The 20,962-nt window shown below is 45.4% G+C and carries 22 protein-coding genes; 4 read left to right on the forward strand and 18 right to left on the reverse strand.

All coding sequences use genetic code 11. From position 1 onward, the window contains the following. Window positions 1-191 precede the first annotated feature (191 nt). The 5 genes from ACJA3J_RS13010 to ACJA3J_RS13030 form a co-directional block, all read right to left on the reverse strand. Window positions 192-482, reverse strand: a complete 291-nt coding sequence (locus ACJA3J_RS13010; RefSeq protein ID WP_406944273.1) for a hypothetical protein — start codon at window positions 480-482, stop codon at window positions 192-194. A gap of 468 nt (window positions 483-950) precedes the next feature. Next, window positions 951-2,105: a saccharopine dehydrogenase C-terminal domain-containing protein gene (locus ACJA3J_RS13015; protein ID WP_406944274.1), complete on the reverse strand. Its 1,155-nt coding sequence runs from the start codon at window positions 2,103-2,105 to the stop codon at window positions 951-953. Between the two features lie 18 nt (window positions 2,106-2,123). Continuing rightward, window positions 2,124-3,620, reverse strand: a complete 1,497-nt coding sequence (locus ACJA3J_RS13020; RefSeq protein ID WP_115894875.1) for an aldehyde dehydrogenase family protein — start codon at window positions 3,618-3,620, stop codon at window positions 2,124-2,126. Further along, window positions 3,617-5,263, reverse strand: a complete 1,647-nt coding sequence (locus ACJA3J_RS13025) for a thiamine pyrophosphate-dependent enzyme (protein WP_406944275.1) — start codon at window positions 5,261-5,263, stop codon at window positions 3,617-3,619. The genes ACJA3J_RS13020 and ACJA3J_RS13025 overlap by 4 nt, the downstream gene beginning before the upstream one ends. Before the next feature lie 5 nt (window positions 5,264-5,268). Then, window positions 5,269-6,438 (reverse strand): aminotransferase class I/II-fold pyridoxal phosphate-dependent enzyme, encoded by a 1,170-nt coding sequence (locus ACJA3J_RS13030; protein WP_406944276.1) that lies wholly within the window; start codon window positions 6,436-6,438, stop codon window positions 5,269-5,271. 235 nt (window positions 6,439-6,673) lie between these two features. Here ACJA3J_RS13030 and ACJA3J_RS13035 point away from each other — a divergent pair, with 235 nt between their 5' ends. Continuing rightward, window positions 6,674-7,861 (forward strand): CaiB/BaiF CoA transferase family protein, encoded by a 1,188-nt coding sequence (locus ACJA3J_RS13035; RefSeq protein ID WP_406944277.1) that lies wholly within the window; start codon window positions 6,674-6,676, stop codon window positions 7,859-7,861. A 12-nt stretch (window positions 7,862-7,873) separates the two neighbouring features. Continuing rightward, on the forward strand, window positions 7,874-9,061 hold the full coding sequence (locus ACJA3J_RS13040) for an acyl-CoA dehydrogenase family protein (protein WP_406944278.1): 1,188 nt from the start codon (window positions 7,874-7,876) through the stop codon (window positions 9,059-9,061). A 92-nt stretch (window positions 9,062-9,153) separates the two neighbouring features. Here the strand turns inward: ACJA3J_RS13040 and ACJA3J_RS13045 are convergent, their stop codons facing one another. After that, window positions 9,154-9,732, reverse strand: coding sequence for a hypothetical protein (locus tag ACJA3J_RS13045; protein ID WP_406944279.1), 579 nt, complete (start codon window positions 9,730-9,732; stop codon window positions 9,154-9,156). A gap of 283 nt (window positions 9,733-10,015) precedes the next feature. Between ACJA3J_RS13045 and ACJA3J_RS13050 the strand changes: the two genes are divergently transcribed. Then, a complete protein-coding gene (locus ACJA3J_RS13050; RefSeq protein ID WP_406944280.1) occupies window positions 10,016-10,219 on the forward strand; it encodes a hypothetical protein in 204 nt (67 codons plus the stop codon). A gap of 18 nt (window positions 10,220-10,237) precedes the next feature. Here the strand turns inward: ACJA3J_RS13050 and uvsE are convergent, their stop codons facing one another. The 12 genes from uvsE to ACJA3J_RS13110 form a co-directional block, all read right to left on the reverse strand. After that, complete coding sequence (uvsE, locus tag ACJA3J_RS13055) at window positions 10,238-11,206, reverse strand: UV DNA damage repair endonuclease UvsE (protein ID WP_406944281.1); 969 nt, start codon at window positions 11,204-11,206, stop codon at window positions 10,238-10,240. A 478-nt stretch (window positions 11,207-11,684) separates the two neighbouring features. Beyond that, window positions 11,685-12,323 carry a class D sortase gene (locus ACJA3J_RS13060; RefSeq protein WP_406944282.1) on the reverse strand — a complete coding sequence of 213 codons (639 nt, stop codon included), beginning with the start codon at window positions 12,321-12,323 and terminating at the stop codon, window positions 11,685-11,687. A gap of 57 nt (window positions 12,324-12,380) precedes the next feature. Then, entirely contained in the window at window positions 12,381-13,289 is a 909-nt protein-coding gene (locus tag ACJA3J_RS13065) for a DUF6612 family protein (RefSeq protein WP_406944283.1), read from the reverse strand. A 230-nt stretch (window positions 13,290-13,519) separates the two neighbouring features. After that, on the reverse strand, window positions 13,520-14,422 hold the full coding sequence (locus ACJA3J_RS13070) for a glycine betaine ABC transporter substrate-binding protein (protein WP_406944284.1): 903 nt from the start codon (window positions 14,420-14,422) through the stop codon (window positions 13,520-13,522). 16 nt (window positions 14,423-14,438) lie between these two features. Next, on the reverse strand, window positions 14,439-15,191 hold the full coding sequence (locus tag ACJA3J_RS13075) for an ABC transporter permease (protein ID WP_089652115.1): 753 nt from the start codon (window positions 15,189-15,191) through the stop codon (window positions 14,439-14,441). A 13-nt stretch (window positions 15,192-15,204) separates the two neighbouring features. Continuing rightward, window positions 15,205-16,176, reverse strand: a complete 972-nt coding sequence (locus ACJA3J_RS13080) for an ABC transporter ATP-binding protein (protein ID WP_089652114.1) — start codon at window positions 16,174-16,176, stop codon at window positions 15,205-15,207. A gap of 17 nt (window positions 16,177-16,193) precedes the next feature. Beyond that, the gene (locus ACJA3J_RS13085; RefSeq protein ID WP_089652113.1) at window positions 16,194-16,844 is read right to left on the reverse strand and encodes an ABC transporter permease; all 651 of its coding nucleotides are present in this window, start codon (window positions 16,842-16,844) and stop codon (window positions 16,194-16,196) included. A 187-nt stretch (window positions 16,845-17,031) separates the two neighbouring features. Further along, window positions 17,032-17,712, reverse strand: coding sequence for a YetF domain-containing protein (locus ACJA3J_RS13090; RefSeq protein ID WP_406944285.1), 681 nt, complete (start codon window positions 17,710-17,712; stop codon window positions 17,032-17,034). 133 nt (window positions 17,713-17,845) lie between these two features. Beyond that, window positions 17,846-18,109: a hypothetical protein gene (locus ACJA3J_RS13095; protein ID WP_406944286.1), complete on the reverse strand. Its 264-nt coding sequence runs from the start codon at window positions 18,107-18,109 to the stop codon at window positions 17,846-17,848. 11 nt (window positions 18,110-18,120) lie between these two features. Further along, a complete protein-coding gene (locus ACJA3J_RS13100; protein WP_406944287.1) occupies window positions 18,121-18,570 on the reverse strand; it encodes an NUDIX hydrolase in 450 nt (149 codons plus the stop codon). A gap of 226 nt (window positions 18,571-18,796) precedes the next feature. Then, a complete protein-coding gene (locus tag ACJA3J_RS13105; RefSeq protein WP_406944288.1) occupies window positions 18,797-19,081 on the reverse strand; it encodes a hypothetical protein in 285 nt (94 codons plus the stop codon). A gap of 63 nt (window positions 19,082-19,144) precedes the next feature. Next, window positions 19,145-19,981: an alpha/beta fold hydrolase gene (locus ACJA3J_RS13110; protein ID WP_406944289.1), complete on the reverse strand. Its 837-nt coding sequence runs from the start codon at window positions 19,979-19,981 to the stop codon at window positions 19,145-19,147. A 325-nt stretch (window positions 19,982-20,306) separates the two neighbouring features. On the opposite strand from ACJA3J_RS13110, the gene ACJA3J_RS13115 reads away from it, so the two are divergent. Further along, window positions 20,307-20,945 carry a FusB/FusC family EF-G-binding protein gene (locus ACJA3J_RS13115; RefSeq protein ID WP_406944290.1) on the forward strand — a complete coding sequence of 213 codons (639 nt, stop codon included), beginning with the start codon at window positions 20,307-20,309 and terminating at the stop codon, window positions 20,943-20,945. The last annotated feature ends 17 nt before the right edge of the window (window positions 20,946-20,962 follow it).

The following is a 20,962-nucleotide window of genomic DNA, read 5'->3' on the forward strand; positions in this document are numbered from 1 at the left end:
ACCTGCCCTTTAGCGGAAGACTCAGTTTCGAGATAATTTAAAAAACCAGTAACGTTTTCCCCTCTTAGGGAGAGAACATTACTGGTTTCATTTTCCCAAAATAACTGGAAAAGTCCCTTTGACTTTTTGCTTCAACTGTTAAACAAAGCTTTATTTTGTCCATGATATAACATACAGAGCTCTTCAACCCATTAAGAACGGAATTGCTTCGCATGCTCCTTGGCAAAAGTGATGATCTTATTATAGGTTTTCTGTTCAAAATCCTTTTTGGATGGAATGTGTAACGTCGCATTGTCTTCATCAATGATTTTGATTCGTGCGCCTCCCCTGACATAAAGGGTGACGTACAAAAATGGCTCTCTCATCCCTAATGCTACCCGTAATTCTTTCGGAAAGTCTGCCGTTATGATGATACGATCTTCCACTTGCTTCAAGCTTAACTGACTATGAAACTTCAAATGTTCGATCCCTTTTATATGCAAATATACCGCACTCCCCGTTTTTCATTATACATTCCTAATCATACGTTTTTTTAAACCCATTATCTGTCGTTTGTTGGTTTTTTCACAAAGCTTTAACAAACCGTCCAGCTTACACCTAGGATAACCGTTTTCATTCGTTAGTTCCTAAACTCCATGTAAAAATTCATTACCTATATGTGAAAGATTGAGCATCAAACCTGGCACTGGGTGCATGTCTGTTGGTACCAGGTACGGAAAAAAACTTTTCCGTACCTGGTACCACACAAATAGGAAACTGTACCTGGAACCACAAAAACACATGAAAAGACCTGACAACAGCCCGGCCCTCTCATGTGATTATATTCACAGAAAGTCTGGCACCATTAGCATTCGGTTTGGTGCCTGTCACCAAAAAAAGAACTGCAGTGCCAGGCACCGAAAAATGCAGAACAGTGCCTGACACCACATCAAAAGACAAACACACTAAACCTACGCCTGTTCCTTAATCACAACCCCACGCCTCATCATTTCATCAATATAAACATCACCGGGCACGATCGTTTCCGGTGGGCATACCCCACGCTTTGTGATCGTTCCCCCGCCAATCAATTGTGCGACGACAGAGATGGTGTTTGCGGTTGCGCGGGCCATCGCTGTTACGTTCGTCGCCCTGTCTTTATAGGTAACCATTTCGTATTCACAGGCTTTTCGCACTCCATCTTTCTCACCGCCGACGATGACGCGGAGCAGGACAGCATCGTCTTTATCCTTCAGCTCAAGAAGAGGATCGATGCTCTTCAGCAGCACTTCCCTCGTCTTGATTTCCGTTCCCCGGATATTTACGACTTGATTCGCTCCGGTCAGGTTGAGATCAACGAGCAGTTTCATTTTCTCTGCGTGTCCGGGATAACGAATCGTCTTATATTCGAGACTGTCGATGTGCGGGTACGATTTCAGCAGCGTCGACGTCCCGCCGGAGGTATGAAAAGCCTCAAGTGGACCGAATCGTTCAAAATAGATGTTTTCAATTTCCGTCAATGACTCGACTTCACGTAGTTTTCCATCTCTGATAATTGTAGAAGGATCAGAGTAATGGTCCAGCAATCCTTCCATAGAAAAGACGTGATTGTACTCAAGTGGCGGATCCGGCCTTACCGGAATGCCGCCCACGAACAGGCGGATCGATTCAAGTTTATCCAGTTTCCCTGCACCGTATCCTGACAAAATGTTGATCATGCCGGGAGCGACACCGAGATCCGGGATGACCGTGACTCCTGCTGCTTTCGCCTGTTCATCGAGCTCTAACACTTTATCGGTAATGTGACCGATGTGTCCGCCCAAATCGACGGAATGGACCCCGACTTCAATCGCTGTTTTCGCGACGATTTCATTGAAAGAGTAGAAAAGGGCGTTGATGACGACATCATATTGTTGGATGAACTCAGCAAGTTCGGTCTGGTTTCCGGCATCCACTTTGAATCCCTGTATTTTTGAAGAGTTCAATGAATCAGAGACTCGCTGTGCACGGTCGAGGTCGATGTCTGCGAGACCGACTTTCTCGACCCCCGAACTGTGGACGAGATCGCGCGCGGCTTCTTTTCCCATCAATCCAGACCCTAGAACAGCTACTTTCATAGTCCGCACTCCTTTTTCTCTATAAAATTACTCGACATCGATTTGTGCACGCTGCAGTTTCCCACTGAAATCGACGTACACGGCTTTCCATTCGGTGAACACATCAAGGGCAGCCACTCCAGAATCTCTGTGGCCATTTCCGGTCCCCTTCGTACCGCCGAAAGGAAGGTGGATTTCAGCCCCTGTCGTCCCTGCATTCACATATACGATGCCTGTATCTAAATCCCGCTGAGCGGCGAATACTTGGTTCACGTTCTGTGTGAAAATCGAACTCGACAAGCCGAATTCCACACTATTGTTGATTTCAACAGCTTCCTCAAAACTTTTCACAGGGATCAAGGAAACGACCGGCCCGAAAATTTCCTCCTGGGCGATGCGCATGTCCGGTTTCACATCCGTAAACAAAGTCGGAGCGAAGTAATTTCCCTTTTTGTGATCTCCGTTTTCCATGATATAACCGCCGGTCAGAAGTTTGGCTCCTTCTTCTTTGCCGATGCTGATATAGTTTTTCACTTTTTCAAGACCCTTACTATTGATGATCGGGCCGACTTTGATCGATTCATCCAGTCCGTTTCCGATTGAAAGTTTGGCGATTTCCTTCTGAAGGCGTTCTTCCAGTTCATCTTTAACCTTTTCGTGGACCATGACACGGCTGCAGGCGGTGCAGCGCTGGCCGCTCGTTCCATAGGCACTCCAAAGAATACCTTCGACGGCGAGAGACAAGTCAGCATCATCCATGACGATTACGCCGTTCTTTCCACCCATTTCGAGTGAAACTTTTTTGAGGCGCTGGCCGCATTTACCTGCAATACCGCGACCTACTTCATTCGATCCTGTAAAAGAAATGACGCGGATATCTTCTTGCTCGATCATTGCTTCTCCAACCGTGGAACCTGAGCCGAACACGACATTGATGACCCCTTTTGGCAACCCGGCTTCTTCAAAAATTTTCGCCAGTTCATACGCCATGATCGGGGTTTCTGTTGCGGGCTTCCAAACGACAGCGTTTCCGGCAACGATCGCAGGGAAAGACTTCCATGTCGCAATCGCGATCGGAAAATTCCACGGAGTGATGATGCCGACGACGCCGACCGGTGCGCGGACGCTCATCGCAAATTTATCCTTCAGCTCTGAAGGTGTCGTCTGCCCGAATAATCGGCGCCCTTCCCCTGCCATATAGAAAGCCATGTCGATGCCTTCCTGTACTTCACCACGCGCTTCTTCAATGACTTTCCCGTTTTCCATCGTCAAAAGCTGCGAGAGCCTTTCTTTACGTTCTTTCATAATCAAACCGACGCGGTACAACACTTCTGCTCTTTGCGGTGCTGGAACGAGGGCCCATGTTTTCTGCGCTTTTTTTGCGGCACTTGTCGCTTCCTCCACATCAGAAGCCGCCGATAACGGGACGTTTACCAACGTTTCAGATGTCGCCGGATTAATGACGGCTGTCGCCTTGCCAGAAGAAGGCTCCACCCATTTTCCATCAATGAAATTCTTTAACTGCTCCTCATGAATCAATGTCACTTTGATTCTCCCCCTTTTTTTCTTAATTGAGTGATCGTTTTTGATAATGATATTCGTTCAGGATCTGTTTCCACTTCAATCACCACAGGCTTGTCCAAAACCAGCGACTGATCCAGAGCATGTCTGAACTCTTCTGCCGTTTTTACATGAAAACCTACAGCACCTAGGTTCTCTGCCACTTTCCAAAAAGCGACTTCCCCTAAATCCGTACCGATGACTTCGCCCGGATAATGGATTTCCTGATGCATGCGGATTGTTCCGTACATACGGTTATTAAAAACGATGCTGATGACCGGAATGTCATATCTGACCGCCGTCTCAAGCTCCTGCAAGGTCATCATGAAACCACCATCGCCAGATAGAGAGACGACTTTCTTATCAGGATTCGCAAGTTTCGCTCCCAGAGCGGCCGGCATGCCGTAACCCATCGCGCCAGAGGTAGGTCCGATATATCGATGTTTCTTAAATTGAAAATACGTGTGTAGCCAGCCGGCGAAGTTTCCAGCATCATTCGTCAAAATGCTGTCTTCCGGCAGGTTTTCCTGAAGAAGTGAAATCACTTCCCCGTTCAATGTTTTGCGACCCTCTGTAACCAGCGTCGCCTCATACGCTTTCCGCCTCGCACTCGTCCATGAAGACAGATCCCGTCCGTAAGCGGCCGCAGCTAAAGTCTCCAGCATTTCTTTGGCATCCGCTACGATACCCACATCCGGAGGGTAGACTTTGCCAAGGACGCTGTCATCGATATCACAGTGGATTAGCGTCTGCCCTTTGAAGATCGAATAGTCCTGTGTCGTCACTTCAGAGAGTCTTGTCCCGACAGCGAGCACCGTATCTGCTTGAGTGATCGTCTCCAGAATGTTCGAATGGGTGCCGAGTCCCAGGTGACCGCAATAGTGGATATCATCGTTCGGAAAAACATCATGACGTCTGAATGCACTCACAATCGGCGCGCCCCACTTATAAGCGAGCCGTTTCAAAGCCATTTCTGCACCCGCAAGCTTCACTCCCCCACCCGCTAAAATCAGCGGACGCTCAGCTAAACGGAGACGGTCGACCACCTCGATGACTTCTTGATCCGAAGGCTTTGGTCCCGGCCTTTTTATAACAGGACCGAATGACATGAGTGCTTCTTTTTTCAAAACATCTTCGGGCAGAGCAATGACGACAGGCCCCGGTCTTCCTGACATGGCGATCCTGATCGCCCGTTGGACAAGCTCCGGAGTCCGGGGCGGTTCGCGGATTTCAGCTACCCATTTAGCGATCGGTCGGAAAAAGGCTTCAAGATCGACTTCCTGGAAGCCTTCACGTCCACTGAAGTTCGTATGCACCTGCCCGAGAAGGATGACCATGGGTGTGGAGTCCTGATAAGCGGTATGAACACCAATCGCAAGGTTGCCCGCACCGACGCCCCTCGTCGCCATCACAACACCCGGGGTGCCGCTCGCTTTGGCGTACCCTTCCGCCATGAAAGCGGCACCGCCTTCGTGTCTGGCCGAAATGAGCTCAATGTCCGGCTCTTTCAAAATGGCATCCATCACAGGAAGATAACTCTCCCCCGGTACACAAAACACTTTGGAGATGCCTTGTCTTTGAAGACAGGAAACGATGGCTTCCGCGCTCGTCATATGACGTTCGTCCATGGAATTCAGCCTCCTTTCATCGCTTTTTTCATACGGATCGAAGCTTCATGCAGCCGCTCGATCGGAACAGAAAGGCTCATCCGGAAATAGCCCTCCCCTTTTTGACCGAAGGCTGTTCCAGGAGTCAAGATGATGCCAGCTTCGTCGAGCATTTTTTCAGAGAATCCTTGCGACGTATATCCTTCAGGAACTTCAGCCCAAATGAAAAAAGTACCCTTCGGTTTTTCAGCGTGGATATTCATTCCGTTGAAAGCATTCATCATAAGATCGAGCCGCTGCTCGTAGGTACGGTTGTTCGCTCTGACCGATGAAAAATCACTTCGCAACGCTGTGACACCTGCTAATTGAATCGGTAAAAACTGACTTGTATCCATATTGCTCTTGTACACGCTGAGCGAGCGGATCAATTCTTTATTGCCGACGATGTAGCCAAGCCGCCATCCGGACATGTTGAACGTTTTCGACAGCGAACCGAATTCGACGCCTATTTCTTTTGCCCCCGGCACCTGCAGTAGACTAGGAGCTTTGTAATCTCCAAAAGTCACTAGATCATATGCGGCATCATGGATGAGTGAGAGTTTATGTTCTTTAGCAAAACGGACGGCTTCCTCGAACGTGTCTAATTCGACTGTTCCGCCTGTCGGATTGTTCGGATAGTTGAGCAGCATCATTTTCGACCTGGAAACATCCCTTGGAGAGATTTGATCAAAAAGTGGTGCATAGCTGTTTTCCTCATCGAGCGGAAAGCGGACCGTGACGCCATGGGCAAGGTGGATCGCCGATTGATAGACCGGATAGCCCGGATCCGGAGCAAGTACCCCGTCACCCGGGTCGAGGACGGCACTGATCAAATGGGCGATGCCCTCTTTCGATCCGATTAGTGTCAGGACTTCCGTCTCTGGGTCCACATCCACGTCATAGTGAGATCTATAGAAATCCGCAACGGCTTCTCTGAACTCCCGGCAGCCGCCGTACGGGGAATATTTGTGATTCTTCGGTTTGCGCACTTCTTCTGTCAAACGATCGATGATGAATGGCGGGGTCGGCAAATCCGGGGCCCCGATGCCAAGATCGATGACATCGACCCCTTGAGCGGTCAACGCGAGTTTCTTTTTATGAAAAATGGAAAACAGATAAGGTGGCAGGCTTCGCACCTGCTTCGAGCTTTGGACCATAGAAAGACCCCCTTCAAACGTTCTGGTTGTCCCATCGCTCTATCCTATTAATTCATTTCTCATTCTATGAAACAAAGTTTCCAGGTCATCTTTTCCAAAGAGGTGCATATAGTGTGATATAGCCCGTCAAGGACAACTCCCCTATCTGAATTGATTCATGTTTCCCAAGCCAGTTGGATTCATACGTCGTATGGGTTCTTCTGGCTTTTTCTATCGTGAAAGGGTGTGATGAGTGATGAGCGCCGCATTGGATGGCATCCGCGTCCTCGATTTGACCCGGGTTCTCGCCGGTCCCTATTGTTCGATGATTCTCGGAGATCTCGGAGCTGACATCATTAAAGTCGAAGCTCCCGGGGGCAGTGACGAAACCCGTACGTGGGGACCTCCCTTCAAAGAAGGGGTGAGTGCCTATTATTTATGTGCCAACCGAAATAAAAAGAGCTTGACGCTGGATTTGAAATCTCCTGAAGGAAAAGAAGTGATGGAAAAACTCGTTAAAGATAGTGATGTCGTCATCAACAATTTCAAGACAGGAACGATGGAGCGGCTCGGATTCGGCTATGACCATTTGAAAGAGATTAACCCACGAATCGTGTTCTGCTCGATTACGGGTTTCGGAGAGACAGGCCCTTACCAGCACCTTCCCGGCTATGACTTCATCATTCAGGCGATGAGCGGCTTGATGAGCATCACAGGGGATGACCAATCCGGTCCGCAGAAACTAGGAGTGGCGATCACGGACATCCTCACAGGGCTGTATGCCTGTATCGGAATTCAAACGGCTCTCTTAGAACGGGAACGATCCGGAACAGGTCAGAAAATCGATCTATCTCTATATGATTCTGCCGTCAGTTCCCTCATCAACATCGGGAGCAATTTTTTAATGACCGGAAAAATACCTGAGCGGCTCGGAAATCATCACGCCAACATCGTGCCATACCAAACGTTCCGCTCCCTTGACGGTGAAATGGTCATCGCTGTCGGGAATGACCGTCAATTCGCTCAACTATGTGCGATCGTCGGACAACCTTCGCTTGCTGCGGATCCTCTATTTTCTACGAATGCAGGAAGGGTGGAAAACAGAGAGAAGCTCTCGAGAATTTTACAGGAGCTGTTTTTAAAAAAAGATACCGCTTACTGGCAAAGCCGGTGTCAGGAAAAACAGATCCCCTTCGGCCCGATTCAATCGCTCGAAGAGGTTTGTAAAGATGAGCAGCTGAAAGCCCGCGAAATGTTCCTCACCTGCAAACATCCAAAAGCAGGTGATGTTGGAATGATCGGCAGTCCATTGAAGTTATCCCGCACGCCGGTAGATTACAAGCAGCACCCACCGGAGGCAGGTGAACATACAGAAGAAATCCTTAAGAGACTCGGGTATGACAAAACTACGATCCAAGAATGGAAAAAGGATCACAAGGTTTAAGGAGTGAACGAAATGAACTTTGATTTCAGTGATGAGCAAGTGATGTTAAGGAAAGCGGTCCGAAGTTTCGTCGACCATGAAATCATGCCTTACATCGGAGAATGGGACGCAAAAGGACACTTCGACCAACAAACGTTGAAGAAACTCGCGGAGCTTGGGCTTATGGGTGTCTGCATTCCGGAAACCTATGGCGGGAGCGGAATGGATTACAATTCCCTCGCGATTGTTTGTGAAGAACTCGAACGTGGAGACACCGCGTTCCGGACAGCCGTTTCCGTCCATACTGGCTTGAACAGCATGACACTCCTTCAGTGGGCGACAGAATCACAGAAGCAGAAATACTTAGTTCCGCAGGCGAAAGGAGAAAAAATCGGAGCTTTCGGCCTGACGGAACCTGCGGCCGGATCTGACGTTGCGGCATTGCAGACGACCGCGACACTCGAGGGTGATCATTATGTCTTGAACGGACAGAAAACATGGATTTCCCTATGTGATGTGGCCGATCACTTTTTAGTATTTGCTTATACGGATAAAAGCAAAAAACATCACGGCATCTCCTGTTTTATTGTTGAAAGAACATATGAAGGATTCTCATCGAAAGCGACGAAAGGAAAGCTGGGGATTCGTGCAGGTAACACGGGCGAGTTGTTTTTTGACGGGATGGAGGTACCGAAAGAAAACCTGCTCGGAAACGAAGGAGACGGCTTCAAGATCGCCATGTCAGCGCTGGATAGCGGACGGTTCACGGTTGCCGCAGGAGCCTGCGGGCAGATCATGGCTTGTCTTGAAGCTAGTGTGGACTATTGTCATGAAAGAGAAACGTTTGGAAAAGAAATCGGTAAACACCAACTCGTCCAGCAGATGATTGCGAAAATGGAAGCAGGCCTCCACATGAGCCGCCTCCTCGTTTACCGGGCAGGTGCATTGAAAAACAAAGGCGTGAGAAACACGAGGGAAACTTCACTAGCTAAATGGCAGGCGTGTGATTTTGCCAATCAGGCGGCAGACGATGCTGTGCAGATTCACGGCGCGTATGGGTATTCCAATGAATATCCGGTCGAGCGTTATTTAAGGAATTCCAAAGCTCCTGTCATCTATGAAGGAACTCGTGAGATCCACACGATTATGCAGGCGGAATATGTGCTCGGTTATAGGAAAGATAAACCGCTTAGTCAAATGCTTCCGGCTTGGGAAGGGTAAGTCTCACTAAAAAAACAAACGTGCGTATATCAACGCACGTTTGTTTTGCTTGTTGTTGTATCGCTCTCTATCGTGTATGAATTAAATTCGAGCTATTGACTTTCTCTCACATAGAGTAACCCTTTTTTATCGAGTTTCGACTCAATCTCGTTAGCTAATGGAACATCTCTTCCAATCACAAATTTCCAATCTTGTTCCTTCAGAAACGCTTCTCTTTCCCTTATTTCCCTTACTTCTATTAAGTCTTCCACAGACCTTTTCACTGGTTCCGCCGTACTCTTTGCTAACTGATTTCGATAATGCCTTCGAAAACCTTTCTCTGTACATTCATTGACCTTCATAAAATGTTTCTTTAAATTTCGCATGACAAAGTTATTTTTCTTACTTCTATGTCCAACATGGTGAATATGCTTTAAATCATGGCAGGACCTGCACAAAGACTGTATATCTTTTAGAATCAGCAGGAACTTTTCTTCGTCATATTCCCAGACTTCATGCGCATGCAGTTTCTCTTCATCATGAAAGCCACATATTTGGCATTTAAAATCGCTTTTCTTTAGGACATGGTACCGTACAGAATTCCATAAGGAACGAGGAATTGAATCCCTTACCGTTTTATTCTGCGCATAAGAAGGCTTTCGGATCTCTATGGTTAACTTAAAATCAGACATAGCAACCTCCCTTAGAACCTAGTTGATAAATTCCGATACAATAACCATTCCTTTCCATTATATCATGCTGAATCTATGACACCATGTCCGGAAACCCGTTCTCTATAACCGTATTCTCATAGATGGAATGGGCATTCTACACTCTTACTCCCATAAAAAAATGCCCCACCTCCTACCAAGCGCATACTCAGTAGAAGTGGGGCATCTTTCCTTTCTGTCCACATTTAATTTGGAGCATTTTATGTAGCCTTCTGCATAAATGTTTAAGAAGGAGGCGATGCGTGTGGGAGATTTAATTCCTTTTCCTAAAAGAGAACCTGCAGAAGTCATCGTTCTGACGCCAGAAGAAAGACAAGAATTCGCTCACCTGACTTATGAACTGATGAAAGAAGACAGACTCATCCCTTTTCTAAGAATCAAACGTCGTCTGAAAAAATTGATCAAAAGAGGACTTGAACGTGCGAAACAAGAAGATTTTCATAAGTGAGCCTTCTCCAATGGATACCTAATCTTTCCAAATAAACGAACTGTCATCCTGCATCTCTACGTTTGGATGCTTCTTCAGCTCTTCTACAAGACGGAACAAGGCTTCATCTTTTTGTTTCGCTTCAATCATGCAATCGATTTGCTCCGTTGAGCCATTCGTTTTCTTTACAAATTCAAGAAACATATCAAGCTCGACGAAATCGGCATGACTTTTAAAGTCCTTTTCGCTCTTGGGGCTTGAAATATGCATTTTCACAGGATGGGGGGAATGGCTCCACGTACCGACAACCCGCGGCCAGTGTTCTTCCCAGTTCTCTCCCTCATTGTTCGCATAATGATGGTGGAGGTCAAAGACAAGCGGAATGTTCAATTTTTCACAGACATAAAGACCATCTGCTAACGTGTAGGACGTATCATCATTTTCAATCATTACAGTTTTTTGAATGCCGGATGGGACCATTGCCCAATTTTCGATGAACCGCTCCAGCGACTTTTCTTTGTCCTTATACCTTCCTCCAAGGTGGAAAACACATCGATGAGTCGGATCAAGCCCCATATGATGGAGGAGCAGATAATGATATTTGAGCACGCCCATCGAGGTCTTAAAAATTCCTTGAGTCGGAGAATTGATGACCACAAAGTGATCGGGGTGAAAATCCAACCTCATTTTGTTTTCTTTCGCAAAAGCTCCTAATTCTGCAAGTTCTTCCTTGATCGGATTCAAATAATCCCATCCTTGCAACTCTTCATGCGTAGCAAGGGGGACAAGTCGGGAACTCAGTCTGAAAAAATGAATATCATGAGCTTTATTATGTTTCAATAACCGTAGACAGTTGTGAAGGTTTGATTTCGCAATCCGTTCCAGCTTCCGCTTGGCTGCCTCAACATCACGAATTTCGGAGTATCGTTTGTAGGTCATCGTTTGAGATGGTGAAGCGTTCTGCAGATTCACACTCATCGCTACATAACCGAGCCGGTACAACGTCATCGTTTCCACCTACTCCCTGTTTTCCCTTAGTTTGCACAAAAAGCATTTCCTTATGTAGAAACTCCTTTTTCCAACTCTCTCATCCATGTATCATTTTTCAGTCGGTGCCAGAGTGAAATCGCATCTGTCCTATAAGAATGATGACAAGATAAGAAGATTCAATTAAATGATAACGAGATACACAACCCCATGACTAATAGAGGCAAAAAAACAAACAGCATGATCCACAATTTTACATTCCGCTCATCAGAAAAAAAGCTTTTTCTTGTGAAATATACGTAAACAATCAACCCTAGAATTCCTACTAAAAGAAATAAAGCAGACATTCACAGACCCTCTTTCTTCACCAGTAGTATAAAAGGTTTTATGTCCTTTGACATTTAAAGGGTGGGGATTCACCAGTAAAAGACCCTGGATCCGTGCCTGTGCAGGATTCAGTAAGAACGGAGGAGCCAAAGTTCTTCCGTTCAACACTGTTTCATTCTATTTCCTGGACATCGACTAACCTTGACTGTACAATAAACCTTTCCGGGGCACTTCCTATGAAATCGAAAGGGTAACATGTAGTAAGTGTAAGAGTCGGGTCCTCGTGGTCGACGATGACGGATCGATCGTCTTCGTCCGTGACCCAGGTTTTCTCAACTTCATACTTGTACCGTTTCCCCTCATATTCATAAAAAAGCGATGCTCCTTTCTCAATTTCCCCAAGCTGTGTAAAAACGGTCTCCCGGTGACCGCTAAGGACCGTATGACGCTTTTCATCAGGTGTCGTCGTCCATTTACTAATGAACATTCCGACCCCTTGATGAAGCGACTGTTCATCCGTGCCCCAATAGGTGGAATAGCCTTTATTCAAAAGTGAAATAATCAATCGCCCCACTTTCTCCCCATTGTCAAACTTATGTAGTTCATTTGAATATCTAGGTTGTTTCGGTTTGTCATGATTTTTCACCACCACTTGAGGCGGTTCCTCTCCCTGATCATGGGATTCCCATTCGTTTATTTCCTCTTCTGTCACCTTTTCAACAGCCTGGGTGGAGTCCCACCATTGAAATGTGAAGTAAGCGGTGCAAGAAAACCCTATAACGACAAGCATGAACAGAACTTTATTTAGCATAATGGCCTCCTTGTCAATTGAATGATGAAAGAGCCAGGCCTGAGCCCAGCTCTTATTTTATTGTACAGACCTCTTTCTTATGAATAAAACACTTCCAGCAAACAGCACCAGTGTTGCGCCAAGTAATGCATACATTGAATGCGGGCTTGCTGTATCAGGAAGTTCGCCTCCGAACGCATCTTCAATCGGTTGAGCCTTATCCAACACTTCTTGAGGGATTTCGATTTCTCCGACGCCATTAAAGTTATCCAATGTCATTTCTGTCTCTTGAGTGACAGGCATCGGCGGTCCTTCTTCCGTTTCTATTTCCATTTCCAATTGAACGTGGCTGGACGTTAAATAATGGTTTTCTTTGTCTATCGTCATTTTATAGGTCACGTCATTGATTGAGATTTTATCAAGCAGTTCTTCACCCAATTCCTTTAGACCACTTTCACCTTCACTAGAACCCATTCCCTGCTGAAGCATCTTCATCGACATTTCCAAAAGCTTCTCTCCATCTCCTTCATATTGAAGAACATAGGAACCATCACTTTCTTCCACACTCATATCCTTGGCTAGAGGTAGCGCCTGCGCCATTTGACCTTCAGCAAGCATCGACATCATCATTTCCTGGCTGGAGTCATCGGATAGCTGAACCCAGCCTTGCCCTGGAAGTTCACTATAGTACCCTTCTTCTGTAAAATAAGACTCCGTCGTCTCACCCGCCAATTCTGTCTTCAAATAAAAGGCGAAGGGATCCATAGTAACATCGGCCATGGTTTTTGTTTCCATTCCCTCTCCTTCATTCATCATCGGCATTTTCGATTTTGATACTTGTTTCATAGAATAGCTATCCAGATTCTTCATCGCTTCATTCGATTTCTTCAACACTTCCTCTGCCGACATGTCAGCCGCGAATACTTGAAGCGGAAACAGGAACAACACCAAAAGACTCAAAAACAGCAGGTTACACTTTTTTAACATCCAAACACTCCCGAATTGTATTCGGTAAAAAAAAGAGGCTGGTTTATGTAGAGACTGAAGCTGACTTGTACATCCCACTATTTTCCACCTAGGCTTCTATAACCTTTCTCCTACAAAAATAAACACATTTTTCCAAATTGCATCAAGGGATTTGTGAAACTTTACATTTAAAGAAATAAGTTTTCCCATACAAAAAAACAGACAACGCATCGTTGTCTGCTTTCTTCCCATTATTCTCCACTCAAGTAAACATTCTCGCTTAGGAACGTCTCAGCCACTTCTCTCACCGAACGTTCCTCAACATCTACTTGATAGTTCAATTTACGCATCGTTTCACTATCGAGTTCTGTCAAAGGTGCAAGGATTTCTTCAATTTCTGATTTGTTTTCGTGCGTTTCGTTCGTCATGACAAGAGCGGCATTATAAGAAGGGAAAAAGCTCTTATCATCTTCCAAGTTCATCAAGTCCAATTCTTCGATACGGCTGTCTGTAGAGAAACCGACAGCGACATCCACTTCATCATTGGCAATGGCATCGTACTGCAAACCGTATGTCATTTCTGAAACGTTTTCGTCCCCGAATTCAAATCCGTAAAGTTCTTCGACGCCTGGGAGACCGTCTTCACGCTCAGCGAACTCTGCATCCGTACCGAATTTCAATTCTCCTGGATTTTCATTGATGTATGTGGCGAGGTCACTGATGGACTGAATGCCCAACTCTTCTGCCTGATCTTGCTGCATGACGAGTGTATAGGTATTGTTGACATCAGATAGGTTCGTCCAATAAACGTCGTTACGTTCCATGTCCATTTTTTTCACAGTTTCGAAGGCTTCCTGCTTATCTGCAATCGGCTCTTCTCCTAAGTACGTGACAAGACCTGTCCCTGTGTAATCCCAAGAGACGTCAACCTGCCCATTTGTCAGCGCCTGACGTAAAGCTGAGCTTCCTAGATTACTTTTTTCTTCAACGGTATATCCATTGTCTTCAAGCATGATGGTAGACATTTGAGCAAGTAGGAATTGCTCTGTGAAGTTCTTCGCACCTACTGTCACTTTTTTCTCATCTCCACCACAAGCTGTCAAAACGAATGCACTTAGAATGAGTGCGGTCACAACGATCCATAATTTTTTCATATAATATTCCTCCTGATTAAACAGATTCCATTGCTGATTTACGTGCTAAGCGAATTCCTTTTGGAACGAGCAAGTACTCGATACCTCTGAACAATAGGTCAACTAAGACGGCGAGCAGCGTTACAGGGACAGCTCCACTGATCAGTGTCTGGTTATCGAACAATTGGATTCCTGTAAAAATCCAGACACCTAAACCGCCGCCACCGATCAAATAAGCGAGAGCGGCCGTACCTATGTTCAAGACGACGGCCGTACGGATGCCTGCAATGATGGATGAAGCGGCCGCCGGCAATTCGATTTTGAATAAAACTTGTGCCGGTGTCAGCCCCATCCCTTTGGCTGCATCCTTCATTTCCGGACGGACGGAATCAAGTCCGGCAATCGTGTTTTGCAGAATCGGCAATAATGAATAAATATAAAGCGCCACGATGGCAGCTTTCAGTCCAATTCCTAAGAAACCCATAGCAAGGGCAAGAACGGCCAGACTCGGAATCGTCTGTCCCAAGTTGGCAATGTTTACGATGAGCCATTCTGAGCGACGGAACGAAGGTCGTGTAATCAATATTCCGAGCGGCACGGATGTCAAAATCGCGAGCCCTGCGGAAATGGATACGAGCTCCAAGTGTCTGCCAAGCAGCTCCATGAACTTGCCGGGCTCTTCGAAAATTTTGCCGAACATGTTCTCACTGATCGCCCAAAAGAAGAAGGCGATGACGAGGGTCCAAAGGATGAGCCGGATGACATAGGATGTCACTTTTTTTGCGTTCATCTTTTTTCCTCCTTTATGCGCCTTTCACTTCTTGGTGCAGAAATTTCTCAATCAAATCGAAAGTCAGGCTCCCTTTCGCCTGCCCCTGGCGGTCGACGATCACCAATTGATCCGCTTCCTGATTGAGCAGCATGCTGATCGCAATCCTAAGGGAAGTATCAATGGAAATCTCTTTCGTATCCGTAATCGTGTCTTCCTTATTTTTCAGTCCGAAAGTCGTGACAAGATCTTCTACGCTGTAAAGGGACATGCTGCGAAGAACACGATCTTTCCCTACGAAGTCGGATACAAAATCATTATTCGGACGGATCAACAGCTCAGATGGACGGTCGAATTGCTGCACCTTTCCGTCACGAAGAAGCGCGATTTTATCCCCCATACGAACCGCTTCATCAATGTCATGACTGACGAATAAAATCGTCTTCTTCACTTCTTTCTGAATCGCTAAAAATTCGTCCTGGACTTTTTCACGGATGATCGGATCCAGAGCTCCGAACGGTTCGTCCATAAGCATGACTGGTGGGTCGGCAGCCATCGCACGGGCGACACCTACACGCTGCTGCTGACCACCGGAGAGTTCATGAGGAAATCGTTTGCGGTAATCGTCCGGGTTCAGACCTACAAGGTCCATTAAGTAATTGAAGCGATCTTTTTTCTTTTTCCGGTCCCAGCCGAGCAGATCAGGAACGATCATCGTATTGTCTTCAATCGTCATGTTTGGAAACAGACCATTGCTTTGAATGACATAGCCTGTATTCCGGCGCATTTTGATTTTGTCCATCTCTCGTACATTCTGACCTTGAATTTTAATATCCCCTTGGGAAATCGACTCCAACTGGTTGACCATTCGAAGCAAAGTCGTTTTTCCACAACCGGAAGGCCCAAGCAGAATGACGAATTCTCCGTCCTCCACGGTCATCGAAATATCATCGATGGCTTTTACATCGCCACCGTAAATTTTCGTTACATCATTGAATTCAATCATACGTCCACCTCTTTCTTTTATTTGATTCCTTTTGGCGTAATCCGCGCTTGAATAAATTTAAGTATGAAATCAGCGACTAAGGCGAGTAACGATACGAAAACCGCACCAGCCAACACCATGTTGCTATTCCCACGGCTGATTCCGGAGTTGATCAATACCCCTAGGCCACCAGAGCCGATAAAGGCTGCAATGGCACCAATCCCAATATTCAAAACCGTAGCTGTTCGTACACCAGCCATGATCAATGGCAGAGCGTTCGGGATTTCGACCTTCGTCAAACGTTGGAATGTCGTCATTCCGATTCCCTTCGCTGCATCTCTGATATTCGGGTCTACGTTTTGAATGGCTGTATATGTGTTTCTGATAATCGGCAATTGGGAATATAAGACTAAAGCGATCAACGCCGGTAAAAATCCTATCCCTTGTCCGATCATAGAAAGGACAGGAATCATGATCCCAAAAAGAGCGATACTCGGAATCGTGATGATGATGGATGCCACTTGCAAAATGGTTTCTGCCAAATACTTATTCGTTGTCAGATAAATCCCTAGTGGAACACCAATCAAAATCGCGATGACGATTGCAATTCCTACGAGCTGCAAGTGTTCCAACGTATAGGAAAAAATGGTTCCCCACTCTCGTTGGACATAATTTAAAAAATCGGTCATATGTAATGAGCACCTCCTAAATCTATGACGTTTCATCGGTCATTCTTTAGCAAACGCTATCTATGTTACACATAAAAAAGTTTATACACAAATAAAACTTTGTACAGAATAACCTGTACAAAGTTCAATAAAACGCTTTCACCATATGGTAAACTCCATATTTCGACGTATTTCTCCAATTTTCTACCTATTCCGTTTTTTCGACAAATAAAGTCCCGTCATGATTGACTTGTGCAACGAGGACATCTTTCAGATTTGACACTCCATGCGACTGCAATCGATCCAGCAACCAGTCTTCACTGTAACCACTGGCATTCAACTGTTTCTGTAGAATTTTCCCCTGCACCATAACTACATGCGAATACGACAAAGGAGCGGTTTCGAGCTTCATATCACGGGTGGTAACAGGAGAAGCATCTGACTTTCTTAAAACGCTTACCGTTCCGTCCGTTTCCAAAATCGCTGTCTGTACATCACTGAACTGGAACACCCCCGCTTTCCTTAATTCAGCAATCAGTTCGTCGACGTTAAAACGAACTTTTTTCATATTTTTTATAAGAATTTTCCCATTGTCCATTAATAGAGTGGGCTGGCTGTTCACAAGTTTTCTTATCGTCAAACTCTTGAGTGTAAGATAGTCGATGAGAAGCACAAGGGCAGCGAAGGTAAGTAATCCAAGAGCCCCTTTTGAGAGCGTAACATTATCGGAAAGGAAGGTCGTTGCTGTCATTGATCCAAGCGTGATGCCAGCGATAAAGTCGAAAAGCGTCATTTGTGAAATCAGCTTTTTGCTTAGAATCCTTGCTAAAACATACAATAGAATAAAAACGGTGACTCCTGTTCCAACGAACTCCAACCACTCATCCATAAGCTCCCGCCTCCTCTCCTCTTATTATTTCTTTTCCAGTCACATTTATGTTGAAATGGAAAACTTAATTGAAACGCTTCCGCTGTACCAATAAAAAAACAGTAACCCTTGAATGGTTACTGCTCTCTATGACTCAGCCTTCTCTTGGCTCAGGCAAATATTTTGTGAAAAATGCTCCTGTGATAAAGCAAATACCAAGGATGAACCAGGTGATCATGCCACCAAACTCAAATAGATAGGAAAACAAGGCCACTAATGGTGCCACAACAAAAGCACCTGGCGTCACATAACTCTTCCATCCATAATCTTTTTTTATCTTTTTCCTCTTCGTATAGATCACATAGATATATCCAGCTACTAAGACTGCCGTTATGGTCAGCATGAAAAATTCCAGCATCGAATCCCCCGTCACTCATGTTTTTTCAAAAATGGTTGTAAATAATCACGATATTCCTTCGTTAAACCGGCGGGGAGTTGGTTCATAGAAAAGAAAGTGACTTCACGAGATTCATCCCCATCAACTTCTACTCTCCCTTCGTAATCAACCGCCCTATAGACCGCCGTAACTGAGTACAATTCATCCCCATTGGAAACTTTAAAGAAGTAGTCCTCACCTGAAAAGATATCCAAGAGCCTAAGCTCACCTAACTGGAGACCTGTTTCTTCTTTCACTTCACGCCGCGCTGTTTCCTCCAAACTTTCTCCGAGTTCCATTAAACCACCAGGAAGTCCCCACCCGCCGTCCTTGCGGTGTTGAAGAAGAATTTCCTGCTGTTCATTCTCGATGATCACGACAGCCCCGGGCAGAATTAACGGTCTTGTTCCGACTTCTTTTCTGAGCTCTTTGACATAATTCATCTAAATTCCCTCTCCTTAATGAATCATTCTAATCTAGGTCCAGCCCCCTACTAATTAGGAAGTCTTGATTTCGTTACTTTCCAACTCCCCCTATATCGTTTCATTATTCAAAGCGAATCATCGTTTATGTAGATTTGCCCCACCCAATATATAAACTGGGCCATATTGTACATAATCATCTTTTCGAAGGGTAGAGAATGGTGATATGATCCCTCTCCCTTTTGGTTCATGGAATCAATAACGCGCCGAGCACGAAGACACCTGCAATGTAAAAACCGATCAGCGACCCCCAGGATAATGGTTTTCTCATGAAATCAACGACTTTCCGTAACCACCGGAACAAGGTATACATCACCAGAAACAAGATGCTGTAGCCAATAAAGCTCCAGCCCTCACCGATGAGGATGACCATCGTGTTATGAAAAAGGGTGAACAAAAGCATGAACAAAAGAAACCATAGTTCTTTGAACTTCGTAAAGTCACTTTTTCTCTGTTGTTTTTCCTGCTGCATCAGTAATCTCCTTCCTTGTTAAAACGCTGTCATCATGAGTAACTTTACCACTCCCAGTTTATGCTAGTCAAAGTGAGCTTTGATTACTTGTTTAAACTTCTGCCCCTCTTCCAGATGAGGGTAGTGATTGCTTCGATCGAACTTGTGAAGAACACCACCTGGGATTCCTTCGGCGATTTCCTCAGAATAAATAGGCGGGCATTGAACATCATATGAACCGGATATGACCATCGTTTTTGCAGTTATGAGAGCTAGCTTCCTCGTCACATCAAAGGTGTGAAGCTCCCGTGCAAAGAAGTTCATCCGGACGGCTGACATCTTCTTTTCAATCGATGTATTAAAAAAGTGGTCATAATTTTGAGGATTCCATAAAGAAAGCTTTGTCCGTTCAATCGTTAATTCCTTTCTTTCTTCATCAGACAGGTCCTGCTTTTTTAACTGCTCGATCAGTGATTGCATCTTATCGAATTTCGGGTGCGACTCATTATAGATGCAATCCTTTGAAAAAGTCATATACTCCCGCGCCGCGGCATTCGCAATGACTAGTGTACCAAGGCTTTCCGAAAAATAGATCCCGTAAACGACGGCAAGCATTCCTCCCGTAGAATGACCGGCAAAATTCCAACATTCATACCCTAACTCTATCCGGATGGCTTCAAGGTCCAGGACGCTCTCAAGCATTGTCATTTCATGAGGGGACGATGCCTTGTCAGACCTGCCACACTCTTTCAAGTTGATTAAATAGACCTTGTGAGTCTCCACGAAAGCTTCTGCAAAATAATCTCCCGTTTCGTTGAACTCTGAATACAAATGGGTGACAGCAAGCGGGGAACCTTGTCCTTTTTCAAAAACTTCGAAGGTACCGCGGCTTGTTTCTACCATTGTTCGTTTCCAAGTCATTTTCCTATCACTCCCCGACTTTACAAGTACCTTTACGATACCATACATGTAAGCGTTTCATGTTTTTTGATGAAATGCTTTTTTTGACCGATTTTTTGGTACCGGGTACAGAAATCCGAGAGCGGGTACCAAGTACCTACTTCAGGTACCTACTTCCCTATGATTGTACCCGGTACACCAACGTAAGGGATGTGTACCTGGAACCACCCCGAAGAGTCCAGGTGCCAGGTTTGCTGCTCAGTCATGAACATGGAAGGCGAAACGTTTGATAGAAAAGACATGCTCTGAAATAATAAGATGAAAACCATTGAACGGGGGTTCGATCATGGAACGATTCATCCGCACTGATCAGTATCATTTCATAAAAAATCAGGCTCACAACCTGCTGAATGGCCATATGACAACGAACGATGCCTCTGTGACACAGGCACTCAAATCGATCACGAACGAAAAAGTGTTGGAATTATTTACGGATCTTTCACCAAATCAGGAACAATTGATAGCCCAAGCGAGTGAAGTCAAAGATGAAACCGATGCGATTCTTTACTTCTCCAGATTGAAGCAATATGTGGTTCCTTTTCCTAAACTCACAGAAACTGATATCCAAACGTTGTTTCCGAAAGTGAAGAAACTGAGAGTCCCTACCATCCCTGATGAAGAATGGACGGAGCTTTCCTATATCGGATGGAACGATGCGTCAGCGAATCGAAAATACATCATAACGACAGTGGATGGTAACCTTACAGGGTTGTACGGTCATTACAAACCGCTCCAGCAAAAAAGCATTTGCTCTATATGCCACGAGCATGAAAAAGTAGGCATGTTCACCGCTACCTTCAAGGGGAAAAATGATGAAGAAACGATCAGCCGCGGCAACTATATTTGCCATGACAGTAAGAAATGCAATGAAAACATCCAGTCCCGTGAACCTCTCGAATCCTTTATAAAACGAATGAAAGCATAAAAAGAAGCAGAACCTTT

The sequence above is a fragment of the Halobacillus sp. SY10 genome, assembly GCF_045401165.1.
GTDB lineage: Bacteria > Bacillota > Bacilli > Bacillales > Halobacillaceae > Halobacillus > Halobacillus aidingensis.